The organism is Methylobacterium sp. Leaf102, from assembly GCF_001422425.1.
Taxonomy (GTDB): domain Bacteria; phylum Pseudomonadota; class Alphaproteobacteria; order Rhizobiales; family Beijerinckiaceae; genus Methylobacterium.
In genome coordinates, this window is record NZ_LMMX01000039.1 from 190,611 (window position 1) to 213,894 (window position 23,284).

A 23,284-nucleotide genomic window follows, 5' to 3' on the forward strand; every position below is an offset into this window, starting at 1 on the left:
GCGCCCTTATAGCTAGGCAGCGTAGGGCCCCTGCCAACCGGAGGCGATGCCGCACGAGAATCCGCCTGCCTTACTTGGTGCTTCCATCCGATACGCCAGCCACCCCTTCCCCAACCGCGACGTCGCCCATGCTCCGCCTCGCCCTCTACCAGCCAGATATTCCGCAGAACACCGGCACCCTGCTGCGCCTCGCGGCCTGCCTCGGGATCGCCGTCGAGATCATCGAGCCGGCCGGGTTCGACGTGTCGGACCGGCACCTGCGCCGCTCGGGGCTGGACTACCTCGACCACGTGACGATCACGCGCCACCGCTCGTGGACCGCGTTCGACGGGTGGCGCCGGCAAGCCGGCCTGCGCCTCGTCCTGGCGACGACGCAGGGCGCCCTGCCGTACGGCGACTTCGCCTACGGCTCGGACGATTGCCTGCTCATGGGCCGGGAATCCGCCGGGGTGCCGGATTCCGTCCATGCGGCCGCCGATGCCCGGGTGGTGGTGCCGATCCGGCCCGGATTGCGCTCCCTCAACGTCGCCGTCTGCGCCGCCATGATCCTCGGCGAGGGCCTGCGCCAGACGGACGGTTTCCCGGGCGGCGCGCAAGCGCCTATTTGAACGCCGTGCATAAACGCACTTGAACACTGTTCAATCCGTGGCAATCTCCTCCTCGACGGCAGCGCCCGTCGCTCGGGAGACCGCCCCATGTTCAACCTGTTTCGAACCCTCGCCCGTGGCGCCGCCGCCCAGGCCCGGGAAGACCTCATCGACCGCAACGCCCTGCTGATCCTCGACCAGCAGATCCGCGAGACCCGCGTCTCCCTGGAGCGCAGCCGCATGGCCCTGGCGACGGCGGTGGCCGGCGACACGTCCGAGGCCCGCCGCCTCGCCGAGGTGCAGAGCCGCGCCAGGGACCTCGAAGACCGGGCCGTCGCCGCCCTCGACGCCGGCCGCGAGGACCTCGCTCGGGACGCCGCCGACGCCATTGCCGAACTCGAATCCGAAGCCGAGGCCATCCGCACCGCGCGGACGCGGTTCGCCCGCGAACTCACCCGCATCCGCGCCGTGGTGAGCGACGCCACCCGCCGGCAGGCGGAACTGGAGCGGGGCCGGCGCATCGCGGCGGCGGCCGAATCCGCCCGCCGCCTCGGCGTCGCCGCCGCACCGGAGGACCGCGCCACCCTGCGGGAAGCCGAGGCGACCCTGGCCCGCCTGCGCAGCCTCCAGGCGCACGCCGCGGACACCGAAGCGGCCCTGGCCGAAGCCGAGTCGGGCGCCGACATCGCCGAGCGTTTGGAGCGCGAAGGGTTTGGGAAAGCGACGCGTCCGACGGGAAGCGCGGTGCTCGAACGCCTACGCCAGCGCGCGACCGCCCAAGCCTGATTCACGCACTTGCCCTGCGAAATACCCCCTTCAAAAAGGACCGATCCCATGACCAACGAAACCACGCAGCATTCCGGCGCCTGGGTCGCCTTCACCTACGCGTCGTTCCTCGGCGCCGCCCTGATGGTGGCGCTCGGCATCCTGTTCATGCCCATCGACATCTGGATGAAGGGCTACTTCGCCATGGGGGTGATCATGCTGGTCCAGTCGTGCATCACCGCCACCAAGACGGTCCGCGACGTCCACGAGGGCCGCCGCATGGTCAACCGCATCGAGGACGCCAAGACCGAGCGCCTGCTGATGTCGGTCGGCAAGGATTGAGGGCGCGGTGACGGCGAGGCGACGGCGAGGATTGAACCGCCGGGATCGATATGGGACATCGGGGCCATGACGCGCCCCGACACGCCCTTCACGCCCCTGCCCGAAGCCGAGCTGACGGCCCTCAAGGGCGAGGCGACGGCGTGGTTCACCACCCTGCGCGACCGCATCGTCGCCGCCCTGGAGACCCTGGAGGACGAGGCGACGGGGCCGTTCCACGAGGACGCGCCGGCCGAGGCCGGACGATTCGAGAAGACGCCCTGGGAGCGCACGGATCACACCGGCAAGCCCGGCGGCGGCGGCACCATGGCGATCCTCAAGGGGCGGGTGTTCGAGAAGGCCGGCGTCCACGTCTCGGCGGTGCACGGCGAGTTCGCGCCGGAGTTCCGGGCGCAGATGCCGGGGGCCGCGGAGGATCCGCGCTTCTTCGCCACCGGCATCTCGCTCATCGCCCATCCGTGGAATCCGAACGCCCCCACGGTCCACATGAACACCCGGTTCGTCGCCACCACCCGGACGTGGTTCGGCGGCGGCGCCGACCTGACGCCGGTCCTCGACCGCCGGCGCAACCAGGACGACACCGACACGCTCACCTTCCACGCCGCCATGAAGGCGGCCTGCGACGCCCATGCGCCGGCCGCCGACTACGCCCGCTACAAGGCGTGGTGCGAGGAGTACTTCTATCTGCCGCACCGCAAGGAGCCGCGCGGCATCGGCGGGATCTTCTACGATTATCATTGGACCGGCGATCCGGCGGCGGATCTCGCCTACACCCGCGACGTGGGCGGGGCCTTCCTCGAGGCCTATCCGGCGATCATGCGCGCCAACATGGGCACGCCCTGGACGGAGGCGGACCGGCTGGAGCAGCAGGTCCGGCGCGGGCGCTACGTCGAGTTCAACCTGCTGCACGACCGCGGCACCATCTTCGGCCTCAAGACCGGCGGCAACGTCGCGTCGATCCTGTCGTCCCTGCCGCCGACCGTGCGCTGGCCGTGAGCGAGACCGCGCTGCCGACCCGGTTCGCGCCGCAGCAGGATGCGGCGCTGAAAGCCATCGCCGACTGGCGCAAGGGCGGGGGCGCCCAGGTGTTCCGCCTGTTCGGCTATGCGGGCACCGGCAAGACGACGCTGGCCCGCCGCATCGCCGACGACGTCGACGGCACCGTGGTGTTCGGCGCCTTCACGGGCAAGGCGGCCTCGGTGATGCGGTCGAAGGGCTGCCACGACGCGGCGACGATCCACAGCCTGATCTACCGCACCAAGGAGACGGAGGAGGGCGGCCCCGCCTTCACCCTCAACCGCACCGGGCCCATCGCCAAGGCCGAACTCGTCATCATCGACGAGTGCTCCATGGTGGATTCCGACCTCGGCAACGACCTCCTGTCCTTCGACAAGCCCGTGCTGGTGCTGGGCGATCCGGCGCAGCTGCCGCCCGTGCGCGGCGGCGGCTTCTTCACCGAGGCCGAGCCCGACGTGATGCTCACGGAGGTCCATCGCCAGGCCGCCGACGACCCCATCGTCCGCATGGCGATGACGATCCGCGAGGGCGGCCGCCTCACCCTCGGCGAGTACGGCCGCAGCCGCGTGGTCTCCCGGCGCAGCCTCGACCCCAACGAAGTGATCGCGGCCGACCAAGTGCTCGTCGGCATGAACAAGACTCGGCGGCTCTACAACAATCGCCTGCGCGAGATCGCCGGCCACACCGACCCGATGCCGGCGGTGGGCGAGAAGCTCGTCTGTCTCCGGAACGACCGCACCAAGGGCCTGCTCAACGGCTCGACCTGGACGGTGCAGGCCCAGCGCGCGGCCCAGCGCCCCGACACGATCCGCCTCGACGTGGTGCCGGACGACGATCCGGCGCTCCGCCGCCGCCCCGTGGACATCAAGGTGCTGCGCGCGGTGATGTCCGGCTCCGAGGAGGAGATCCCGGCCTTCCTCCGCCGTGAGACCGACGAGTTCACCTACGGCTACGCGCTCACCGTCCATAAAGCACAGGGCTCGCAATGGGACAGCGTGGTCCTGTTCGACGAATCCTTCGCCTTCCGCGAGCACCGGGCGCGCTGGCTCTACACCGGCCTGACCCGGGCGGCGCAGGCGATCACGGTGGTGATGTAGGACCGCGCGACGCGGCAAGAACGCCTCGTGAAGCCAATCGCGAGGGTTGCGGACATGCGGGATTGTTGCCCGACCAAAGTCTGTCCGAAGACGAGCGGCCAGCTCATCAAATCCTCGCCACGACCGGATATAAACCAATGAATTCATGGACCGCTTGCGTCCGGATCGACGCCGACGCTCCGCGGAACTCAGCACATGATCGAGCCGTATCGCAGAACACATTTACGTTCCTGTACTTCCGATCGCCGATGCCGAATGGTTGTGCGAAATAATCACCTTGGGTTGATGGCCGTCCATGACTGCAACCACGCCGAACGAAGCCGACCGTCTGGCCGATCTTCGTGCACTCGCCCTCGTCGGGACGCCGCCGGAGCCGCATTTCGATGCCGTCTGCCGGACGGCTCAGGCACTGTTCGGCGTTCCGATCTGCCTCGTCACCCTCGTCGATGAACACGAGCAGTGGTTCAAGGCCAAGTGCGGTCTGGCCCTGGAAGGCACGTCGCGCGCGGTGTCCTTCTGCAGTCATGCCATCCTCTCGGACGCGGTCATGGTGGTCGAAGACGCGGAGAACGACCCTCGATTCGCCTCGAATCCCCTTGTCACGGGCGCGCCGCATATCCGTTTCTACGCGGGCGCCCCACTGATCCTGCGACCGGGAGTCCGGGTCGGCACCCTGTGCCTGATCGGCACGAAGGCTCGGGCCCTCACCGATGCGGAGGCACGCCAACTCGAGGATCTGGCGCGCGTCGTCGTGGCTCACCTGCGCCTCCGCGGCGCCTTGCGGGCCGGAGAAGCCGCCGCCGAGCAACGTGCCCTCGATGTCGCCGCCCGCAGGAACGCCGAGCAGGCGGCGGCCGAGAGCGAGGCGCGCTACCGTGAAGCCCTGGACTCGACCCACGATGCCATCCTGGGCCAACTCGTCGAGGGGGTCATCGTCACCGACGGCAACGGCCGCATCACCCTCGTCAACGAAGCAGCGGGCAGAATTCTCGGGACGGTCCATCTCGACGTGACGCCCGATCAGTACAGCGACGCCTACCGCGTCTTCACCGAGGACGGTGCGCCCTACGATTCGCAGAACCTGCCCCTGGCACGCGCCGTCCGGGGCGAGACGGTCCTGGATGCCCGCTGGCGGGTCCGGCGGCCGGACGACACCGAAGTGCTGGGCATCGGCAGCGCCCGGCCGCTGCTGACCCGTGACGGACGGCAGATTGGCGCCGTCATGACGCTTCGGGACGACACCGCGCGCGATGCCGCCGAGCGGGCGCTTCGGGCGAGCGAGACGGAGCTGCGCGGATTGAACGCCACCCTGAGCGAGCGGGTCGCCGCCCGGACGCATGATGCCGAAACGGCCAAGCGGGAGGCCGAGCGGGCGAGCCTCGCCAAGACCGAGTTCCTGGCCTCCATGAGCCATGAGATCCGGACGCCCCTGAATGCGATCATCGGCTTCACCGACGTGATGATCGCTTCGGATCGGCTTCCCCCGGACCTCCGGCACCAGGCCGAACTCGTACGCACCTCCGGGTCGGCGTTGCTGACGATCGTCAACGACATCCTGGACTTCTCGAAGGTCGAGGCCGGAGCCGTCGTGCTGGACCGGCAGGCTTTCGATCCACGGGTGCTGATCGACAACTGCCTCAGCATCGTTCGAGGCTCCGCGGACCAGAAAGGCCTGGATGTCAGGGCGATGATCGACTCCGCTTTGCCCCCAAGCCTGAACGGAGACCAGGCGCGCCTCCGGCAGGTCCTGCTGAACCTCCTGAACAACGCGATCAAGTTCACGGCGCACGGCTCCGTGACACTCAATGCCCAGTACGAGGGTACCGGGGAAACCGGCGAGCGCCTGCGCTTCAGCGTGGAGGATACGGGGATCGGCATCGCCCGCGCGAAGCAGGATCGACTGTTTCAGCGCTTCTCGCAGATCGACGGCTCCATCGAGCGGAACTTCGGTGGGAGCGGCCTCGGCCTTGCCATCTGCAAGCAGCTGGTCGACCTCATGGGCGGCGAGATCGGCGTCCGCTCCGAGGAGGGCATGGGTGCAAGGTTCTGGTTCGCCCTGACACTGCCGCTCGGGACCGGCGAACCGTCGGCGCCGCGCGCCAGTTGCCCCCCCATCGCGCAGCGGCCCGGGCGGATCCTCCTCGTGGAGGACAACCGGATCAACCAGGACCTCGCCCGGGCGGTCCTCGAGGTCGCGGGCCATGCCGTCGAGATCGTCGCGGACGGAGCCTCCGCCATCCGCGCCGTGGCCGAAGGGTGCTACGATCTGATCCTGATGGACGTGCAGATGCCGGGTATGGATGGCATGACGGCGACCCGGCACATCCGTGCGCTCGGGGCCGAAGCGGCCACGATCCCCATCCTGGCGATGACCGCCAACGTGCTGCCGGACCAGATCCGGATGTTCCGGGCAGCCGGCATGGACGATCACGTGGGTAAGCCCTTCGCCCGGGCGGACCTCTATCGCATCATCGATCGGTGGCTGTCGCGGGCGCCGGCCCGGACGACCCAATCCGACCCGCTTGCCACGGGCGTCGATCGGAGCGGCGAGGATTCGAGCCTGCTCGACCGAAGCGCCTACGACGCCATGATCGGCGTGATCGGCCGTGGGCCCGTCCACGACGCCCTGGGGATGCTCGCCGAGGAACTGGACGCGCGCTTCACCACGGCCGGGGAGACCGCGGCGGACCGGGATCAGCTGCGCTTCGAAGCGCATACCTGTGTGTCGTCCGCCGGCACGCTGGGTTTCCTCGCGCTCTCGAATGCCTGCCATGCCGTGGAGCTCTGCAGCGAGCAACGGATCGCCAGCGAAGGATCGGCGGTCTTCCAGGACCTGTTGGACGAAGCCCGTGGTCTGGCCCGGAGATCGGCGAGGCATGCCTTGCGGGTGGCGGCCCAGCCGCCAAGCCACGCGTCGGTCCATGCGGGTGTCGAGCGCCGCAACTGACGCCGATGCGCTTCACGCAGCGATGGGATCCGGTCCCGACGCCTCCGGCACCCGCATCCGCTCGGTGATCGCCGCCAGGGTGTCGGTGGTCAGAATTTCGATGGCCGCCAGGGTCTCGGCGTCGGGCGGGACACCGCCCGAGCGGGCGTCCTCCTCCAGGACGGCGAGGCGTGCCGCCAGGGCCCGGCCGCCGATGTTCAGACTCATGGACTTGAGGCTGTGGGCCGCACTGGCGAGCGCGGGCGCGTCGCCCGCCGCGCAAGCCGCCGCGATCTCCACCAGGGCGACGGGGGCGTGCTCGGCGTAGAGGGCGACGATGCGCTCGGCGAACCCGCTGCCGGCGGATAGTGCCATTTCGACGAGGCCGTTCACCACCTCGTCGTCGAGGAGGCCATCGGGCTCGGCACCGGGGTCATCGGGCGCGATTGCATCGGAACTCATCGCCTCGGGATCGAGAACGCGCGACAGCATCGCGGCGAGCGCCGCCAGGGTGAAGGGTTTGGTCAGCGTGCCGTCCATGCCGGCGTCGCGCCAGGCCTCGGCCGCCGCGCCGATCACGTGGGCGGTGAGCGCCACGATGGGGATGCGCCGGCCGGACGAAGCCTCTTCGGCCCGGATCGCGCGGGCGGCGTCGTAGCCGTCGAGCACCGGCATGCTGCCGTCCATGAGGACGAGATCGAACGCCTGCGCGCGGCACGCCTCCACGGCCTCGCGCCCGTCGACCACCGTGACGATCCGCGTGATGCCGCAGCGTGCCAGGGCCGCGCAGGCGACCTCGCGGTTGACGGCGCTGTCGTCGGCCACCAGCACCCGCGCGCCGGGGAACTGGGCCAGGGCCGCGCCGGCGAGCCCGGTCCGCGCCGCTGCGGCGAAGGGGGCGCCGCTGGCCAGGGCGCCGAGGGCCCGGTCCCATTCGTCCTGGACCACGGGCCAGCGGAGGAGGTCGTCGGCGAAGCCCGCCCCCAGCACCGTGCCGGCGGCCGGATCGCCCATGCGGGCGATGGCGAGCACCCGGCCCGTCGCCGACGGACGGCGACCGAGGGCGACGAGATCGGCCGCATCGGCGATCCAGTGGGCGGTCGCGGCCTGCGGCGCATCGGCGGCGACCGGCACGAAGCCGGCCGCGACCAGGCGCTCGCACAGGCTCGCGACGCTGGCGGCGCCCGCATGCGCCACAACGACGAATGCCGGGATGCCGTCGGCGCGCCGATCTGCCCTGACCGCATCGTCCACGGCCTCCAGGGGGAGTTCGGCCCAGAAGGTCGAGCCCTCGCCCAGGACGCTGTCGACCCCCATGGTGCCGCCCATGGCCAGCGCGAGGCGGTGGGCGATGGAGAGGCCGAGGCCGGTGCCGCCGAAGCGGCGTGTGGTGGATTGGTCGGCCTGCGAGAAGGCCGAGAAGATGGTGCCGACCTTCGACGCGGGAATGCCGATCCCGGTGTCGCGCACGCTGAGGCGCAGGCGGTCCGGGCCGGCCCGTTCGAGGCGCACCAGCACGTGGCCTTGCGGCGTGAATTTCAGGGCGTTGTTGACGAAGTTCGAGAGGATCTGCCCCAGGCGCACGGGATCGCCGACGATCTGACGGGGCACGTCGGGCGCGATGAAGGCCGCGAGATCGAGGTTCGCTTCGCGGGCCTTCTCGGCGAACAGCGACACCACCGTATCGACGATCTCGGCGGGCGCGAGCGCGATGCGCTCGAGGTCGATCTTGCCGGCCTCGACCTTCGCGAAATCGAGGATGTCGTTGATGATGGCCAGCAGATTCTGGCCCGAACGGGCGATGACCTCGGCGTAGCGCTTCTGCCGGTCGGGCAGGTCGGCGGCGGCGAGCAGTTCCGCCATCACCAGCATGCCGTTCAGGGGCGTGCGGATCTCGTGGCTCATGGTGGCGAGGAAGGACGATTTCGCGCCGTTGGCGGCTTCGGCCGCCTCCTTGGCCTCGTGCAGGTCGGCCGTGCGCGCGGCGATGTCGCTTTCCAGGCGCTCCATGTGGCGGGCGAGGCGGTCGCCGCGCTCGCGCACGGTGCCCAGCAGGGTGTTGAAGGTGCGAGCCAGCACGCCGACCTCGTCGTCGCGCACGATGCGGGCGACCTCGCCGTAATCCTCGGCCGCGCGGACCCGGTCCATGGTGGCGGCGAGTTCGGCGATGGGCTGTGTGATGGAGCGGTGCAGGCCGTACGAGACGGCGAGGCCGAGGGCCAGCGCCAGGGCCGAGGCCAGAGCCGACGCCTTCAGGATCGTGAGGAGCCGGTCGATCAGGTCGGTGGTGTCGGCGACGAGCACGAGGGTGCCGACGGTGAGGCCGGCATGCAGGATCGCGACGCGCACCTGCGCGGTCCGGCTGCCGAGCAGCCACAGGGGCGAGCCGCCGGCATCGAGGTCGACGTCGCTGTCGAGGCGGATGGCGAGCCCCTGGTCCGCCAGGGTCGAGCCGTCCGGGCGCTCGATGCCCGCGTAGACGAGGTCGGGCCGGCGGGCGATGGCGCTGAGCGTGCGCGTCGCCTCCGCGGCATCGCCTTCGGAGACGGCCCGGGCGCTCGACGCGGCGAAGACCTGCGCGATGGTCGAGAGGGCGTCGCGCTTGGCCTCGGCGTAGCGATGGACCTCCTGCCACAGGTTGAACGCCGCCGCCGCCGCGAGGGCGAGGGCGACGGACGCGAACACCGCCAGCGCCAGCCGCCCCGCGAGGGAGCGGAACACGGGCAGGCGCCGAGGGCGCGCGGACGCGGCCGGCGCGGTCACTGGGAGAGCTCCGTGTTGGCCGAACTCGGGCCGACGCCCCGGGGCACCGGAACGTCGGTGGCGCCGTACCGGGCGTTGAGGACGAGGTTGGGGCCGTCGTACAGGTTGATGAGCCGGGCGATGATCACCGTGTAGGCGGATTGATCGGCCACCGGCCTCTTCGAATCGATGATGAGTCGACCCGAAGGCAGGTAGATGGTGCCGAGCAGGGTCCGCGCCTCGTCGCTGATGATGCGGTATTCGCGCAACGGCAGCGGCCCGCCGGGCGGCGGCTTCGGCTTGCCCTTGCCGCCCAGCGGCGGCGGGAGTTCCACCACGAGGCCGACCACACCCGTGGCGAGACTGCCGACGCCGTTGACGACGCCGCCGACGCCCCCGAGGAGGGAGCCGACGAGGGAGCTGGACACGGCCTCGGCGACGAGGTTCCGCTCCTCGAAGAACAGCAATCCGCGCATGGGCTCTTCCTTGGGCGCGGTGAGGCTGATGACGCTCTTCTCGTCGAACAGCAGGCCCGCCCGCGGGCCGGTGAAGTAGAAGCCGACGTTGACCCCCTCCAGGGAGCTCTTCTTGTCGACCACCAGGGGCCCGTCCTTCATCACGTAGACCCCCGGCCGGAGCGTCACCGTCGCGCCCTTGGTGATGTGGAGGCCGCCGCAATAGGTTCCCGGATTCAGGGTCGCCACGGTGGTGACGATGTTCTTGCCGTAGGCCGGATTGTCGGGGTCCTCGACGTACTTCTTCGGGTTGAGCAGGCTCCCGAGGTCGAGGCACGGCTCGATCCTCGGAGCCGGGAGGTGCGCGAGGGGGTCGCGCATGACCGGACAGCCCGTGGCGGGCTGGGGTGAGAAGTTCGCCCGGCCGGCATAGCCGCCGGCCGAGCAGATCGAGATGGCCTGCGCCACGGCGGCGTTCTCGCCCTGGATGCCGGCGGGATTGATCGAGTTCGAGTAGAGCGAGCAATCCGAGGCGGTGATCCGCGCGGCACTCTCGAGGTGGAACGCGCCCATGGACAGGCCGTCCAGGGCGAGGAGGCACAGGCGGGTGGTGCCGGCGAGCTTGGCCGTCGACTGGACCCGGACGTCCAGGCTCGGCAGGTTCAGGAGCCGGCCGAGGGTGAGGACGATGGTCTCCGAGAGAGTGACGCGCACGCCGGAATGCGTACCCACCACCTCCGCCGCCGCCGCGACGGGACGCTGATTCCCGGCCTGGGCGCGGGCCATGGCGATGGCGGTGCGGACCGCGCTGGCATCGTCGGTGTTGGCGAGCTTGAACTGGTTGACGCCCGCGATGGCGCCGCTGTCGGCCGCGCGCTGGAGCTCGGACCGGCGCTTGACCAGGGACCCGTATTCCACGGCCGCGGCGCTCATCCCCGTCACGACGGGAAGCAGCAGCGCGAAGATCAACACGATGCCGCCGCGCTTGTCCCTGGCGAATTCGGCGAACGACCGGCTCATCTTTCAGCTCCCATGCCTAGGAATGGGCACGGACCGGTTGAGATTGAATAAACCTCGCGAAGTTGCGCCGCCGAGGCGAGACAACTTCGAACAGCCATCCTGATAAATTTTAAGGTTATCGGTTGACGAACACGTTATCGTCGGCGGATCGATGCTGGCGCACACGGTGAATTAACCGCCGCCATGCGATCCCGTTGCGAGCGTGTCGCCGTCGCGCCGCGCGCAGGTTCCCCTCACGCCCGTGTTTCCGCCCGCCGCTCACCGCCGAACACGAAGCTGCGCGGCTCCGGATGCAACGGAGGCCGGGCACGCGGGCGAGACACGTCCCATCGGGGCGCATCGACGAGTCCGGGGTCTGGCCGGGCGGTTGCGCCGGGACACGGGCGGGGCCGCGGCCGTCGAGTTCGCCGTGGTGATCGTCCCGCTCTTCGTGGTCATTCTGTTCGTCCTCGAGAACGCCCTCGTGCACTGGATCACGGCCTCCCTCGACAACGGCCTCGACAGCGCGATGCGGCAATTCTACGTCCGCGCCGACGGCTCGGGCGGCTCGCCCCTCGACGGGGTCCGCACGGAGCTGTGCCGGCAGGTCGCTCCCTTCGTGAAATGCGACGCCCTCAAGGTCGATGTCGCTGCCTACGACAGCTTCGCCAGCGTCGACCGCGCCTCTCCGGTCGATGCCGCCACGAAGGACTGGCGGCCGGGCTTCGGGACCCAGCACGGGTGCCTGCTGAAGGGCAGCGTCGTCGTGGTCCAGGCGGCGCTGGCCCAGCACACGTTCCAGCCCTTCGGGATCGCCCCGGGCCAGTTCCGAGACGGCAGCCGCCTCATCAATGCGGCGGCGGTGATCCAGCTCGAAGGCAATTCCCCCGTCGCGAGCGGATGCTGAGCCGGGCCGCACGGAGCGCAGCGCGTCGCCTCGCCGGGCAACGCGACGGCGTGGCCATCGTCGAGTTCGCCCTCCTGATCCCGGTCCTGCTGCTGCTCTACTTCGGCACCGTCGAGATCACCAACGTCCTGCGCCACGCGCGCAAGCTCGACATCCTGTCCCGCACCATCGGCGATACCCTGTCCCAGCGCACCCGTCCGACCTCGGCGGAGGTCGAGGACATCTTCCGGGCGGCCGCCATCGTTCTCGCGCCCTACGCCGCCGACGGGGTCCGCATCACCATCAGCGCCGTCGGCGTCCCCGGCGGCACCGAGCCCGGGCCCCTGCGGGTGTGCTCGAGCGCGGCGGCGTCCGGTTCGCCCCTGCGCGCGCCCGAGGCCCCGGCGCCGGTGAGCGACACCGAGGCGACCCAGCCCGCCGGCACCCGGCTCATCCTCGTCGAGATCACCAGCACCTACCGGCCCGTCTCGGGGCCGGGCGTGTTCCGGGACGCGGTGTCGGGCCTCGACCTCGTGCGCAAGACCCTGTGGCCCGTGCGCTACGGCCGGCGCTACGCCAGCGAAAGTCCCGAGATCGTGCTGCCGGGTGGGCTGCCCTGCCCGCCCTGAGGCCCGTCCGGTGAAGCGAAATGGCGCCGGCCGGAAGATTTCATTCACCCTGTGGCACGCGACGGGCAGCCAAGACGGCGCCGATAGTCCAGAAAACGAGCGCGACCGCACGGCACGGCGGGGGCTCGGCCCCCGGGCGTACGATGGCGGTCCGGGATCTCAAGGCCACGCGATGTTCGTTCTCGTCCTCGACGACGCCCCCCTGAACAACATGCTGATGGCCGAGGCCATCCGGACGATTCCGGACTGCATCGTGCGCGACTTCACGCGGCCGGCGGACGCCCTGGCCTTCGTCGCCGCCAATGCCGACGCCATCGGGCTGGCGATCTCGGATTACGACATGCCGGGCATGAACGGCGTCGCGTTCATCCGCGCCGCCCGCGCCGTGCCGGGCTTCGAGCACGTTCCGGTGGTGATGGTGACGAGCCTCGACCAGCGCAGCCTGCGCCGGGAGGCCCTGGAGGCCGGCGCCACGGATTTCCTGGCCAAGCCCTTCGACCCCATCGAGATCCGCGCACGGGTGTCGAACCTGCTCGCCCTCAACCGCGCCCGCATCGGAGAACGGGAGCGCGCCGCCTGGCTCGACCGCGAGGTCAAGGCGGCCACCGCCCTCATCGCCGCCCGCGAGCGCGAGATCGTGCTGATGCTGATGAAGGCCGCCGAGCATCGCGACAACGAGACCGGCAACCACGTCGCGCGGGTGGCCGGGCTCGTCGCCCTCATCGCCCGCGGCCTCGACCTGCCCGACGCCGAGGTCGAGCAGCTCAGCCTCGCCTCGACCATGCACGACGTCGGCAAGATCAGCGTGCCGGACACCATCCTGCTGAAACCCGGCCCCCTGACGCCCGAAGAGCGCACCGAGATGGAGCGCCACGCCGAGCGCGGCCGTCGCATCCTCGAGGGTTCGTCGTCCCTCCTCATGCAGCGCGCCGCCGAGATCGCCGCCACCCACCACGAGCGCTGGGACGGCAGCGGCTACCCGGCGGGCCTCGCCGGCGAGGCGATTCCCCTGTCGGGCCGCATCGTCGCCGTCGCCGACGTGTTCGACGCCCTCACCTCCGACCGGCCCTACAAGAAGGCCTGGAGCGAGCGGGAAGCCCTCAACCACATCCTGGCCAACGCGGGCTCGCATTTCGACCCGGCCTGCGTCGCGGCCTTCGCCCGGATGCTGCCGAAGGGCGGGACGCCGGCCTGATCCCGTCCCCGGTTGGCGCCCGGCGGCCCGACGACCTATCTCCCGGCCGGACACGCACACGGGAGAGACCACTTGGCATACGGGACGAGCTCGGCACACGAATCCGGCGGCCCGCCGCAGATGCACGCGACGACGATCCTGATGGTGCGCAAGGGCGGGCGCGTCGTCATCGGCGGCGACGGTCAGGTCAGCCTCGGCCAGACCATCGTGAAGGGCAACGCCCGCAAGGTGCGGCGGCTGGCCAAGGGCGCGGTGATCGGCGGCTTCGCCGGCGCCACGGCCGACGCCTTCACGCTGTTCGAACGGCTGGAAGCCAAGCTCGAACAGTATCCGGGCCAGCTCACCCGCGCCTGCGTCGAGCTCACCAAGGATTGGCGCACGGACCGCTACCTGCGCCGCCTCGAAGCCATGATGCTGGTCGCCGACCGCGAGGTCAGCCTGCTGCTCTCGGGGTCCGGCGATGTCCTCGAGCCGGAGCACGGCGTCATGGCCATCGGTTCGGGTGGCAACTACGCCCTTGCCGCCGCCCGCGCCCTCGAAGATGGACAGCACGACGCAGAAACCATCGTCCGGCGGGCGATGGGGATCGCGGCCGAAATCTGCGTCTATACGAATCACAGTCTCGTCATCGAGGCTTTGGATGCATGATGGACTGAGCGAAGTCTCGTACGATTAACGAACCTTTTCGAGATTCCCCCCAAACTGACGCGAAAAGCTGTTCTGGGGAGTCGAAGATCATGCGGATCAGGGCGAAGATTCTGGCGTTCGTCATCGCCTGCAGCGCGGTGACGCTTCTCGTGGCGGGCGTCGGGGTCTTCACCCTGCGGGCGTTCGACACCGCCATCGAGCAGGGGCGTCTCGCGACCCAACGCGCCCTCGACGCCGCCCGGCTCAACCGCCACGTCACCACCATCGCCCTCGAGTCCCGCGGGATCTACGCCGCCAAGGACACCGCCGATGCGGTGAAATACGCCGCGCGCCTGCGCCAGAACCTCACGGACATGAACGCGGTCCTGGCGGCCTGGCCGGCCCGCCTCACGCCGGCCGAGGAGGCGCTGTTCGCCAAGGTGGCCGAAGGGGCCGCCGCCTTCACGCCGCTGCGCCTCGAGACCGCGCGCCTCGGCACCGAGGTCTCGCCGAAGGCCGCCGCCGACCAGGGCTTCACGGAAGCGAACCGCGCCAATCGGCAGGCCTACCAGGACAGCATCGACGCCCTGGTGGCCGACAGCCTGTCCCGCCTCACCGCCATCGAGCGCGCCACCGACAGCCTCTACGATCAGCGCATCGTGCTCCTCGTCGCCCTCGCGATCGGTGGGCCCCTCGCCTGCCTGCTCATCGGCGTCGGCGTCGGCAACAGCCAGATCGCCCGCCCCCTGGTGGGCGTCGCCGCCGCGATCCGGCGCCTGTCCGAAGGCGATCACCAGCTCGCCGCCATGACGCCGCGCCGCGACGAGATCGGCGACATCCAGCGCAGCATGGCGGTGTTCGCCACCGCCATGCGGCAGGCCGAGACCCTGCGGATCGATGGGGACCGGGCCTCCACGGATGCGAGCGCGCGGCGCCGGGCCGATCGGGTCGACCTCGCCGATCGGTTCCAGGGCAGCGTCGGCGGCCTCGTCGGCACCCTGTCGGGGGCGGCCGCCGCCCTGGAGGAGACCGCCCGGACGATGGCCCGCAACGCCGAGCACGCCGACGCCCAGTCGAGCGCCGTCATGCAGGCGGCCAATGCCACCGCCCTCAACGTCCAGGCGGTGGCGGCGGCGACCGAGGAACTCGCCGCCACCGCCGACGCCATCGGCCAGCAGGTGGCGCACACCTCGGCCGCCGCCGCCGGCGCCGTGGAGAGCGCCCGGCGCACCCATGCGCGGGTCGACGTGCTCGCCGGCAGCGCCGCCCGCATCGGCGATGTCGTCGCCCTGATCTCGAACATCGCCGGCCAGACCAATCTTCTCGCCCTCAACGCCACCATCGAGGCGGCCCGTGCCGGCGAGTCCGGGCGCGGCTTCGCCGTGGTCGCCGCCGAGGTGAAGGACCTGGCGTCCCAGACCGCCCAGGCGACACAGGAGATCACCGCCCAGATCGCCACGATCCAGGCCGCGACCCGCGAGACCGTCGAGGCCATCGCGGAGATCGGGACCACCATCGGCAGCGTCCACGGCATCGCCCAGGGGGTGGCCGCCGCCGTCGAGGAGCAGCAGACCGCCACCCAGGCCATCGCCCGCAGCATCTCCGACGCCGCCCACGGCACCCAGGAGGTGACCCGGACCATGGGGCAGGTGCGCGCCGCCGCGGCCGAAGTCGGCACGGGCGCGGCCCGGGTCCTCGGCGCGGCGGCCGAACTCGCGCGCCAGACCACCACCCTCGACGGCGAGGTCACGGGCTTCGTCGGCACCATCCGGGCGGCCTGACCCCGCGTCCGGGCGGCGTGAGCCCGCGTCCGGGCGGCGTGAGCCCGCGTCCGGGCGGCGTGAGCCCGGCCGCACCCTGGTAAGGCAGCCCCGGCGCGCTTAAGTCGGCAGCGTGGAACAGCCCCCGACCGCCTCCGCCCTCGCCCTCCCGGGCGACGGCCCGCTGCCGAATCATGCGGTGCTCCTGCGCGCCGGGGTGGCACGCGGGATCATCACCGACGATCAGGCCTTGGCCCTCGACCGATTGGCGCGCGAGGACGTCGCCGCCCAGGACGAGCCCCGCGACGACGAGCGCCTGCGCTTCGTCACGGGGTTCGCCGATATCTTTGTGACCCTTGGCCTCGTACTGTTCTTCGGCACCACCGGTTATCTCGGGATAGATCGGCTGGGGCCGGTCGGCGGTTACGGTCTAGTCGCCATCGAGGCCTGGGTGCTCGCGGAGTTCTTCACGCGACGCAGACGCATGGCCTTGCCGAGCATCGTCCTACTCGTGGTCTTCGCACTGGCGACCTATAACGCCGCCGGCTTCACACTGGTCGATCCGGATACGGAGGCCTCACGGGGGACGACGTTGTTCGATCTCGTGTTTCGCGGTCATCCGGAAGCGCGGCCGTTGATTGGTACCGGCCTCGTCACGCTGCTTCTCGTGGGGCTGCATTACTGGCGCTTCAAGGTGCCCATCACCATCGCGGCGGGAACGGCGGCCCTGATCGGCCTGCTCCTTGGTCTCGTCGCCGCCGTCGATCCGTTCTTCGCCTACGACCGGCTGCCCTGGCTGCTGAGTGCCGCGGGCCTCGGGACCTTCGCGCTCGCGATGCGTTTCGACCTGTCGGATCCCCGGCGGTTGACGCGCCGGACCGACATCGCCTTCTGGCTCCACCTCCTTGCGGCCCCGATGATCGTCCATCCGGTACTCAGCGCTGTCGCGAATGGGAACACCTCGCAGATCGGCTTGGCCTTTCCAATTCTCGCCATCGTCCTCGGGTTAGCCAGCGTTGCCCTTGTGACGGACCGGCGGGCGATTCTCGTGTCGAGCCTGGTCTATGCCGGCCTTTCGTTCGACGCCCTCCTGCGTGAGATCGGAATCACGGGCAACGTTCTGCCCTTGGCGCTCCTCGCCCTCGGCACCTTCATCCTTCTTCTGAGCGCCGGCTGGCATCCCCTGCGGGCCCGAATCCTGCGCGCCCTCCCCCGCCCTTGGGCAGCCCGGCTGCCGCACCCGATCGGAGCGTGATGACCAGTTTCTCCCCCCGCGAGATCGTTTCGGAACTCGATCGCTTCATCGTCGGCCAGGCCGACGCCAAGCGCGCCGTCGCCATCGCGCTGCGCAACCGCTGGCGCCGCCAGCAATTGACCGGTCCTTTGCGCGAAGAGGTCGCGCCGAAGAATATCCTGATGATCGGCCCCACCGGCTGCGGCAAGACCGAGATCGCCCGCCGCCTCGCGCGCCTGGCCGGCGCGCCGTTCCTCAAGATCGAGGCCACGAAGTTCACCGAGGTCGGCTATGTCGGCCGCGACGTGGAGCAGATCGTGCGCGACCTCGTCGAGGTCGGCATCGGCCTGAAGCGCGAGGAGAAGCGCCGCGCCGTGAAGGCCAAGGCCGAGGCGGCGGCCGAGGGCCGCATCCTCGATGCCCTGGTCGGCCCTACCTCCGGTCAGGCCACCCGCGACAGCTTCCGCAAGAAGCTGCGGGCGAGCGAACTCGACGACAAGGAGGTCGAGATCGAACTCAGCGGCAACCCGTCCGGCGGCCTGCCGATGTTCGAGATCCCGGGCATGCCGGGTGCGTCCATGGGCGCGGTCAACCTCGGCGACATGCTCGGCAAGGCGCTCGGCGGCCAGAAGGGCAAGCCCCGGCGGATGACCGTGAAGGAGGCCTACGCGCCCCTGCTGGCCGAGGAATCCGACAAGCTCGTCGACACCGAATCCCTGACCCAGGAGGCGATCCGCGAGGTCGAGGACAACGGCATCGTCTTCCTCGACGAGATCGACAAGATCTGCGCCAAGGAGGGTCGCTCGTCCGCCGACGTGTCCCGCGAGGGCGTGCAGCGCGATCTGCTGCCGTTGATCGAGGGGACCACGGTGGCGACGAAGCACGGGCCGGTGAAGACCGACCACATCCTGTTCATCGCCAGCGGCGCCTTCCACGTCTCGAAGCCGTCCGACCTCCTGCCGGAATTGCAAGGGCGCCTGCCGATCCGCGTCGAGCTGCAGCCCCTCACGGTGGAGGATTTCAAGCAGATCCTCACCACCACGGAGGCGAGCCTGCTGAAGCAGACCGTGGCGCTGATGCAGACCGAGGGCGTGACCCTCGAATTCAGCGACGACGCGGTGGATGCCCTGGCCAAGGTCGCGGTGGACGTGAACAATTCAGTGGAGAACATCGGCGCCCGCCGCCTCCAGACGGTGCTGGAGCGCGTCATCGACGAGATCTCGTTCACCGCCACCGACCGGTCCGGCGAGACCGTGCCCATCGACGCCGCCTACGTCCGCGCGCGGGTCGAGAGCCTGGCGGCGAACGCGGACCTGAGCCGGTTCATTCTGTGAGGCGGCAGGGCGTCAGCCGGTTCATCCTGTGAGGCGGCAGGGCGTCAGCCGGTTCGTCCTGTGAGGCGGCAGGGCGTCAGCCGGTTCGTCCTGTAAGGTGGCAGGGCGTCAGCCCTGCCAGACCTCGCCCGGCCGGAACGCCCGGAAGCGCTCCGGCGCGATCCCGTTCTCGGCGCACGCCACCGCCAGGGCCTCGACGGGTTGCTCGATCCCCTCGTCGGTGAGCTGGAAGCTGCCCCAATGGTGGCCGAGCATCTGGTCGGCGCCGAGCAGCAGCCCGGCCGCTACGGCCTCCGCCGGGTCCATGTGCGCGTCCTTCATGAACCAGCGTGGCTCGTAGGCGCCGATGGGGAGCGTCGCGAGGCGGGGCGGGCCGAAGCGCTCGCGGGCGTCTCGAAAGATCGCGCCATCGCGAAATCCGGTGTCGCCCGAATGGTAGTGCACGCCCACCGGCGTCGTCAGCACGAACGAGCACCACAAGGCCATGCGCTTGTCGTTGAGCCCACGCGCCGACCAGTGATTGGCCGGCGTGACATGCACCGTGAGGCCGCCGCCGAGGTCGATCGCTTCGCCCCAGTCGCGGGTCTCCACATGCATGGTGTCGTCGTAGGCCCGCAGGATCGCGTCGTTGCCCAGCGGCGCCAGAATGAGCGGCTGATGCGCCTGCCACAGGCGCGCGGCGGTGGGGCCGTCGAGGTGGTCGTAGTGGTTGTGGGTGATCAGGACCACGTCGATGGGCGGGAGGTCGGCATAGGCGATGCCGGGCGGGTTGACGCGCTTGGGGCCCGCGAACCGCACCGGGCTGGCCCGGTTCGCGTAGACCGGGTCGACCAGGATGTTGCGCCCCGCCACCTGGAACAGGTAGCTCGCGTGCCCGATGAGGGTGACGCGCAGTCCCGCGAACCGCTCGGGCGGCCGGTCCCGGAACGGGCTCGGATGGTGCTTCGGCCACAGGGCCCGCACCGGACTGTCGATGCCGCGCCGGCGGCGCCAGCGGGCGATGTCCGAGAGATCCTTGTCGGCGGGCTGGTCCGGCCCGTGGAAGCGCAGGCCGTCGAAATGATCGCTCTTCGGCCCCCAGTAATACGGGTTGCGCGTGCGCTTGTGCGCCGCATAGCCGACGCCCCCGAGGGTCATCACCGTGGCGGCGCTGAGGGCCGTGATCAGATCGTTGCGCTTCATCCACCCGAGATGGCTGGTGCACGCGGCCGTTCAAGCGGCCACGCTGCGGTTCAAGAGCGCCAGCGCAGTTCCTGCGTCGCTAGGGGATTGCGGAACGGCCGGCCCTCGCGGGCGGCGGCGAGGGCCTCGCGCTTCAGGCGGAAGTACCATTGCGAGGGCAGATCGCCCTGGCCGAACAGCACCATGGTGGGCTTCCGGTCGAGGCCGGCTTGGGCGTGCTGGAGCACCTGCTGGTCCTGGGTCAGGAACTGGCGCATCAGCGGGCGGGCCACGGGCTTCAGCAGGTTCAGCGCCGGCATGTTCCAGTACAGGGCGTTGGTCAGCAGGGTGCGGTTGTGGGTGAGCGGCGTGGCGAAGGTGTAGTTCGCCACGCGCTTGGCCCCCGCCACGATCCGCTCCAGCCGCACGCCGGGCAGGCGGAACTCGATCTCCACCGCCGGGGCGCCGCCGAGCAGCCGATAGACCGGCGAACTCGTGGTGGTGGCGTGGCTCGTCATGGTGAAGCCGTGCGGCGTCGGCGTGAAGGTCTTCACCTTCTCGCGCAGTTCCTTCGACGGGCGGAACCACCAGGAATCGTGCACGAACGCGACGTGGCCGGGATCGACGAGACTCAAGGTGGTGAGATCGAACGAGGCCTCGACCACGAGTTCGATGACGACACGGCCGGCGGCCTCGAACCCGAGTTCGGGCAGGGCCGGCACGTCGGTGCCGGACGGGCTCCCAAGATACGAATTGACCCAGGCGAAGCCCGCGCTCTCGCGGACGGGGAAGCGCTGCACCGCGATCTTCGAAAAATCGGCGGCGTCGGAGGAGGACAGGGTCGGCACGTCGCGGCAGCGCCCGTCGGTGCCGAAGCGCCAGCCGTGGAACGGGCAGGTCAGGGCGCCGCCGTCGAAGCGGCCCTTCGACAGGGCCATGCCGCGGTGGGGGCAGCGATCCCGGAGTGCGAAGACGGCTCCGGCGGTGTCGCGGCCGAGGACGATCTGCTCGCCGTTGAGTTCCACCGCCTTGAGGCTGCCGGGCTTCAGACCGTCGGAGCGGGCGACGCAGTACCACGCGTCGCCGAGCGGCTGGCGCATGGCATCGGGATCGAGGGCGGCCTCGTCGGGCGCCGGAGCGCGCGGGCTGGGGCTGGCGGACATGGCGGGTTCCGGGCACGCCCTCCCGGGCGGGTGCCAGCGTCTTAGACTTGGGGCCTCGCCGTGGCCAGTCGACTTCAAGTCCACCTCGGCCCGCCCGGGTCTGGAGGGGAGCGGCGGAAGGGCGCAACCGGGGCCCTTTTCAAATCCCGATCCGACCCCTACCTTGCCCTCAGTCGCAACGAACGAAAGGAGGTGATCCAGTGTCTCATTGTCATCAGCCGCTCTCCCCGGCCACCCTGACCTGGACCGTCGCCTCCGGCGCTGCCTACTAGCGCCTCGGCGGGAAGAACAAGGGATCGGCCGGACAACGAGTGGTCCGGCAATGGAAGGCCCGCCCCGAAAGGGGCGGGCCTTCGGCCTGTCTGGCGCGCCTGCGGCTTGCCTGAAGACGAGCCTGCGGCTTTGCCTTGGATGTCGGTTCAGCGACGCTGGAACAAGGGCTGGGCCAGGGTTTCGGCCCGGGCCATCCAGAGATCCCGCTCCGAGCGGGCCTGAGCGAGCTCCTCGGCGTTGGCGTTGATCTTGGTGCGCATCTCGCGCATTTCGCTGGCGGCGGCGGCCGTGAGGGCCTTGAGCTGATCGCGCTCGGCGCGGACCTCGTCGAGGGCCTGCATTTCGGACTCGACATGGCCACGCAGGCCCCGCAGCTCGTCCGCCAGGACTGCCTGGAGGCTGTCGTAGCGCTCGAACTCGACCTTCAGCTTGGCCTTCAGCATCAGATTCTCGGCCATCAGGTCCGAGAGATCGGTCTCGGAATCGACGAGGGGCGCCGGCGTCGCCGCGCTCGGTGCGACGACGCGGGGGGTCCAGGCCGGGGCCTCGGCCTGCGGCTCGGCCACCTCTTCGACGGGCTGCGGCATGCCGGCGGGGCGCGAGGCCTGCGCCGCCTGGGTGGCCGTCACCGCCTTCATCGCGGCGAGCCAATCCCGGAGCGGACCCGGCTGGGGACGACCCGGCTGATCGTTGGGCGGGAATTGGCGGGCGGGTTCCGACATCGGATGTGTCCTCGGCTTTCGCGAGCATCCGATCAAAATATGCTTAACGAAGTGTGAAATTCGGCGCGCGAACCGTTACGGGCGGCTCGGATGTTTGGGGTGGCACCCGGCGAATGCCGGGATGGTCGTCGCGCTGTCCGGAACAGGGTATCGAGGCCTCCCCGTCGCCGGAGCCAACGACCATGTTCCTCGAAGCCCCAGAATTGCGGGCCCTGCCGGGCCTGCGCCACGCCTTCTTCACCCGGGAGGGCGGCGTCTCGGACGGGCTCTACGCCTCCCTCAACGGCGGCCTCGGCTCGGCCGACGATCCGGCGCGTGTCACCGAGAACCGGTCCCGGATGTGCACGGCCCTCGGCGTGGCACCGGAGAACCTCGCCAGCCTGTATCAGGTCCATTCCGCCAAGGCCGTGGTGGTGGAGGCCCCCATTCCCCACGCGGCGCGGCCGCAGGCCGACGCCATGGTGACGCGGGTGCGCGGCCTCGCGCTCGGAATCGCCACGGCCGATTGCGGACCGATCCTGTTCGCCGACGCGGAGAATGGCGTCGTCGGCGCCGCCCATGCCGGCTGGAAAGGCGCTCTCACGGGCGTGATCGAGGCTACGGTCCAGGGTATGGAAGGGTTGGGCGCGCGCCGGCCCGGCATCGTCGCCGTGCTCGGGCCGACGATCGCGCAGGCCGCCTACGAGGTCGGCCCCGACTTCATCGCGCGCTTCCGGGTCGAATCCCCCGGATGCGAAGCGTTCCTGGGTGCCGGAGAACGGCCAGACCACGCGCAGTTCGATCTGCCGGGGTTCATCGCCGCCCGCCTGGCCGAGGCCGGCATCGTCCAGGCCTCCAGTCTCGGGCTCTGCACCTATGCCGATGCGGAGCGCTTCTACAGCTTCCGCCGCGCGACCCACCGCCACGAGGCCGATTACGGCCGGCTGATCTCGGCCATCACCCTCGTCTGATCACCTTGGGGCGAGGTGCGACAATCTGGCAGAACTTTTTATGCAACGAATCGCGTCGAGGGTTGAACCTTGGCCATTGGTGCGCGTTAGCCCGGCGAGTTGCCAGAAGATCGAGGCGGGCACCGCCACAATGGGGCCGCCTTCCCGGCAAGCGACGTGTTCGCAAAGCCACAGCTTCTTCCGGTCGACTGGACTAAAGACGGGGAACTGCACCGGATGCCTCCAAAAGGAGCGGCGGGGCGAATTGGTAGAGGACCATACTATGAAATCCATTCTTCGCGGCGCCACCGCGCTCGCCGGCATCCTGATCGCCGGTTCTTCTTTCGCCGCCGACCTTCCGCGCCGCGCGGCTCCGCCGGTGTTCGTGCCGGTGCCGGTGTTCACCTGGACGGGCTTCTACGCCGGTTTCAACGCCGGTTACGG

The 23,284-nt window shown here is 70.2% G+C and carries 19 protein-coding genes; 14 read left to right on the plus strand and 5 right to left on the minus strand.

All coding sequences use genetic code 11. The features are described from left to right. The first annotated feature begins 128 nt into the window (after positions 1–128). The 6 genes from ASF27_RS19700 (at position 129) to ASF27_RS19725 (ending at position 6,752) form a co-directional block, all read left to right on the plus strand. Positions 129–608: a tRNA (cytidine(34)-2'-O)-methyltransferase gene (locus tag ASF27_RS19700; protein ID WP_056267630.1), complete on the plus strand. Its 480-nt coding sequence runs from the start codon at positions 129–131 to the stop codon at positions 606–608. An 87-nt stretch (positions 609–695) separates the two neighbouring features. After that, entirely contained in the window at positions 696–1,373 is a 678-nt protein-coding gene (locus ASF27_RS19705; protein WP_056362739.1) for a PspA/IM30 family protein, read from the plus strand. A 48-nt stretch (positions 1,374–1,421) separates the two neighbouring features. Continuing rightward, positions 1,422–1,694 (plus strand): YiaA/YiaB family inner membrane protein, encoded by a 273-nt coding sequence (locus ASF27_RS19710; RefSeq protein ID WP_056175765.1) that lies wholly within the window; start codon positions 1,422–1,424, stop codon positions 1,692–1,694. Positions 1,695–1,760: 66 nt separating this feature from the next. Beyond that, positions 1,761–2,687: an oxygen-dependent coproporphyrinogen oxidase gene (hemF, locus tag ASF27_RS19715; protein ID WP_056362742.1), complete on the plus strand. Its 927-nt coding sequence runs from the start codon at positions 1,761–1,763 to the stop codon at positions 2,685–2,687. Next, entirely contained in the window at positions 2,684–3,805 is a 1,122-nt protein-coding gene (locus ASF27_RS19720) for an AAA family ATPase (RefSeq protein ID WP_056362745.1), read from the plus strand. The genes hemF and ASF27_RS19720 overlap by 4 nt, the downstream gene beginning before the upstream one ends. A gap of 295 nt (positions 3,806–4,100) precedes the next feature. Further along, positions 4,101–6,752 (plus strand): ATP-binding protein, encoded by a 2,652-nt coding sequence (locus tag ASF27_RS19725; RefSeq protein WP_056362749.1) that lies wholly within the window; start codon positions 4,101–4,103, stop codon positions 6,750–6,752. 12 nt (positions 6,753–6,764) lie between these two features. Here ASF27_RS19725 and ASF27_RS19730 read toward each other — a convergent pair whose 3' ends face one another. Together ASF27_RS19730 and ASF27_RS19735 are read right to left on the minus strand one after the other, a co-directional pair. Continuing rightward, complete coding sequence (locus tag ASF27_RS19730) at positions 6,765–9,494, minus strand: ATP-binding protein (RefSeq protein ID WP_244481062.1); 2,730 nt, start codon at positions 9,492–9,494, stop codon at positions 6,765–6,767. Beyond that, positions 9,491–10,948, minus strand: a complete 1,458-nt coding sequence (locus ASF27_RS19735; protein ID WP_056175756.1) for a TadE/TadG family type IV pilus assembly protein — start codon at positions 10,946–10,948, stop codon at positions 9,491–9,493. The genes ASF27_RS19730 and ASF27_RS19735 overlap by 4 nt, the downstream gene beginning before the upstream one ends. Positions 10,949–11,315: 367 nt before the next feature. On the opposite strand from ASF27_RS19735, the gene ASF27_RS21875 reads away from it, so the two are divergent. From ASF27_RS21875 to hslU, 7 genes are all read left to right on the plus strand, one after another. Then, positions 11,316–11,834 carry a TadE/TadG family type IV pilus assembly protein gene (locus ASF27_RS21875; protein ID WP_056175753.1) on the plus strand — a complete coding sequence of 173 codons (519 nt, stop codon included), beginning with the start codon at positions 11,316–11,318 and terminating at the stop codon, positions 11,832–11,834. Continuing rightward, positions 11,828–12,442: a TadE/TadG family type IV pilus assembly protein gene (locus tag ASF27_RS22510; RefSeq protein ID WP_056362752.1), complete on the plus strand. Its 615-nt coding sequence runs from the start codon at positions 11,828–11,830 to the stop codon at positions 12,440–12,442. The genes ASF27_RS21875 and ASF27_RS22510 overlap by 7 nt, the downstream gene beginning before the upstream one ends. A 172-nt stretch (positions 12,443–12,614) precedes the next feature. Next, positions 12,615–13,637: an HD domain-containing phosphohydrolase gene (locus ASF27_RS19750; RefSeq protein WP_056362754.1), complete on the plus strand. Its 1,023-nt coding sequence runs from the start codon at positions 12,615–12,617 to the stop codon at positions 13,635–13,637. 120 nt (positions 13,638–13,757) lie between these two features. Further along, the gene (hslV, locus tag ASF27_RS19755; protein WP_056175741.1) at positions 13,758–14,285 is read left to right on the plus strand and encodes an ATP-dependent protease subunit HslV; all 528 of its coding nucleotides are present in this window, start codon (positions 13,758–13,760) and stop codon (positions 14,283–14,285) included. An 89-nt stretch (positions 14,286–14,374) separates the two neighbouring features. Further along, positions 14,375–16,045, plus strand: coding sequence for a methyl-accepting chemotaxis protein (locus ASF27_RS19760; RefSeq protein WP_056362757.1), 1,671 nt, complete (start codon positions 14,375–14,377; stop codon positions 16,043–16,045). Between the two features lie 112 nt (positions 16,046–16,157). Further along, positions 16,158–17,279 carry a hypothetical protein gene (locus ASF27_RS19765; protein WP_244481063.1) on the plus strand — a complete coding sequence of 374 codons (1,122 nt, stop codon included), beginning with the start codon at positions 16,158–16,160 and terminating at the stop codon, positions 17,277–17,279. Then, positions 17,279–18,592, plus strand: a complete 1,314-nt coding sequence (hslU, locus tag ASF27_RS19770) for an ATP-dependent protease ATPase subunit HslU (RefSeq protein WP_056304397.1) — start codon at positions 17,279–17,281, stop codon at positions 18,590–18,592. Before ASF27_RS19765 ends, hslU begins: the two co-directional genes overlap by 1 nt. A gap of 108 nt (positions 18,593–18,700) precedes the next feature. On the opposite strand, the gene ASF27_RS19775 is transcribed toward hslU, so the two are convergent. From ASF27_RS19775 to ASF27_RS19785, 3 genes are all read right to left on the minus strand, one after another. Continuing rightward, entirely contained in the window at positions 18,701–19,774 is a 1,074-nt protein-coding gene (locus tag ASF27_RS19775) for an MBL fold metallo-hydrolase (RefSeq protein WP_056362759.1), read from the minus strand. 50 nt (positions 19,775–19,824) lie between these two features. Continuing rightward, positions 19,825–20,916, minus strand: a complete 1,092-nt coding sequence (locus ASF27_RS19780) for an aromatic ring-hydroxylating dioxygenase subunit alpha (RefSeq protein WP_056362762.1) — start codon at positions 20,914–20,916, stop codon at positions 19,825–19,827. A 419-nt stretch (positions 20,917–21,335) separates the two neighbouring features. Further along, the gene (locus tag ASF27_RS19785) at positions 21,336–21,911 is read right to left on the minus strand and encodes a hypothetical protein (RefSeq protein ID WP_082479369.1); all 576 of its coding nucleotides are present in this window, start codon (positions 21,909–21,911) and stop codon (positions 21,336–21,338) included. A gap of 182 nt (positions 21,912–22,093) precedes the next feature. Between ASF27_RS19785 and pgeF the strand changes: the two genes are divergently transcribed. Continuing rightward, on the plus strand, positions 22,094–22,861 hold the full coding sequence (gene pgeF, locus ASF27_RS19790) for a peptidoglycan editing factor PgeF (RefSeq protein ID WP_056362765.1): 768 nt from the start codon (positions 22,094–22,096) through the stop codon (positions 22,859–22,861). Positions 22,862–23,284 lie beyond the last annotated feature (423 nt).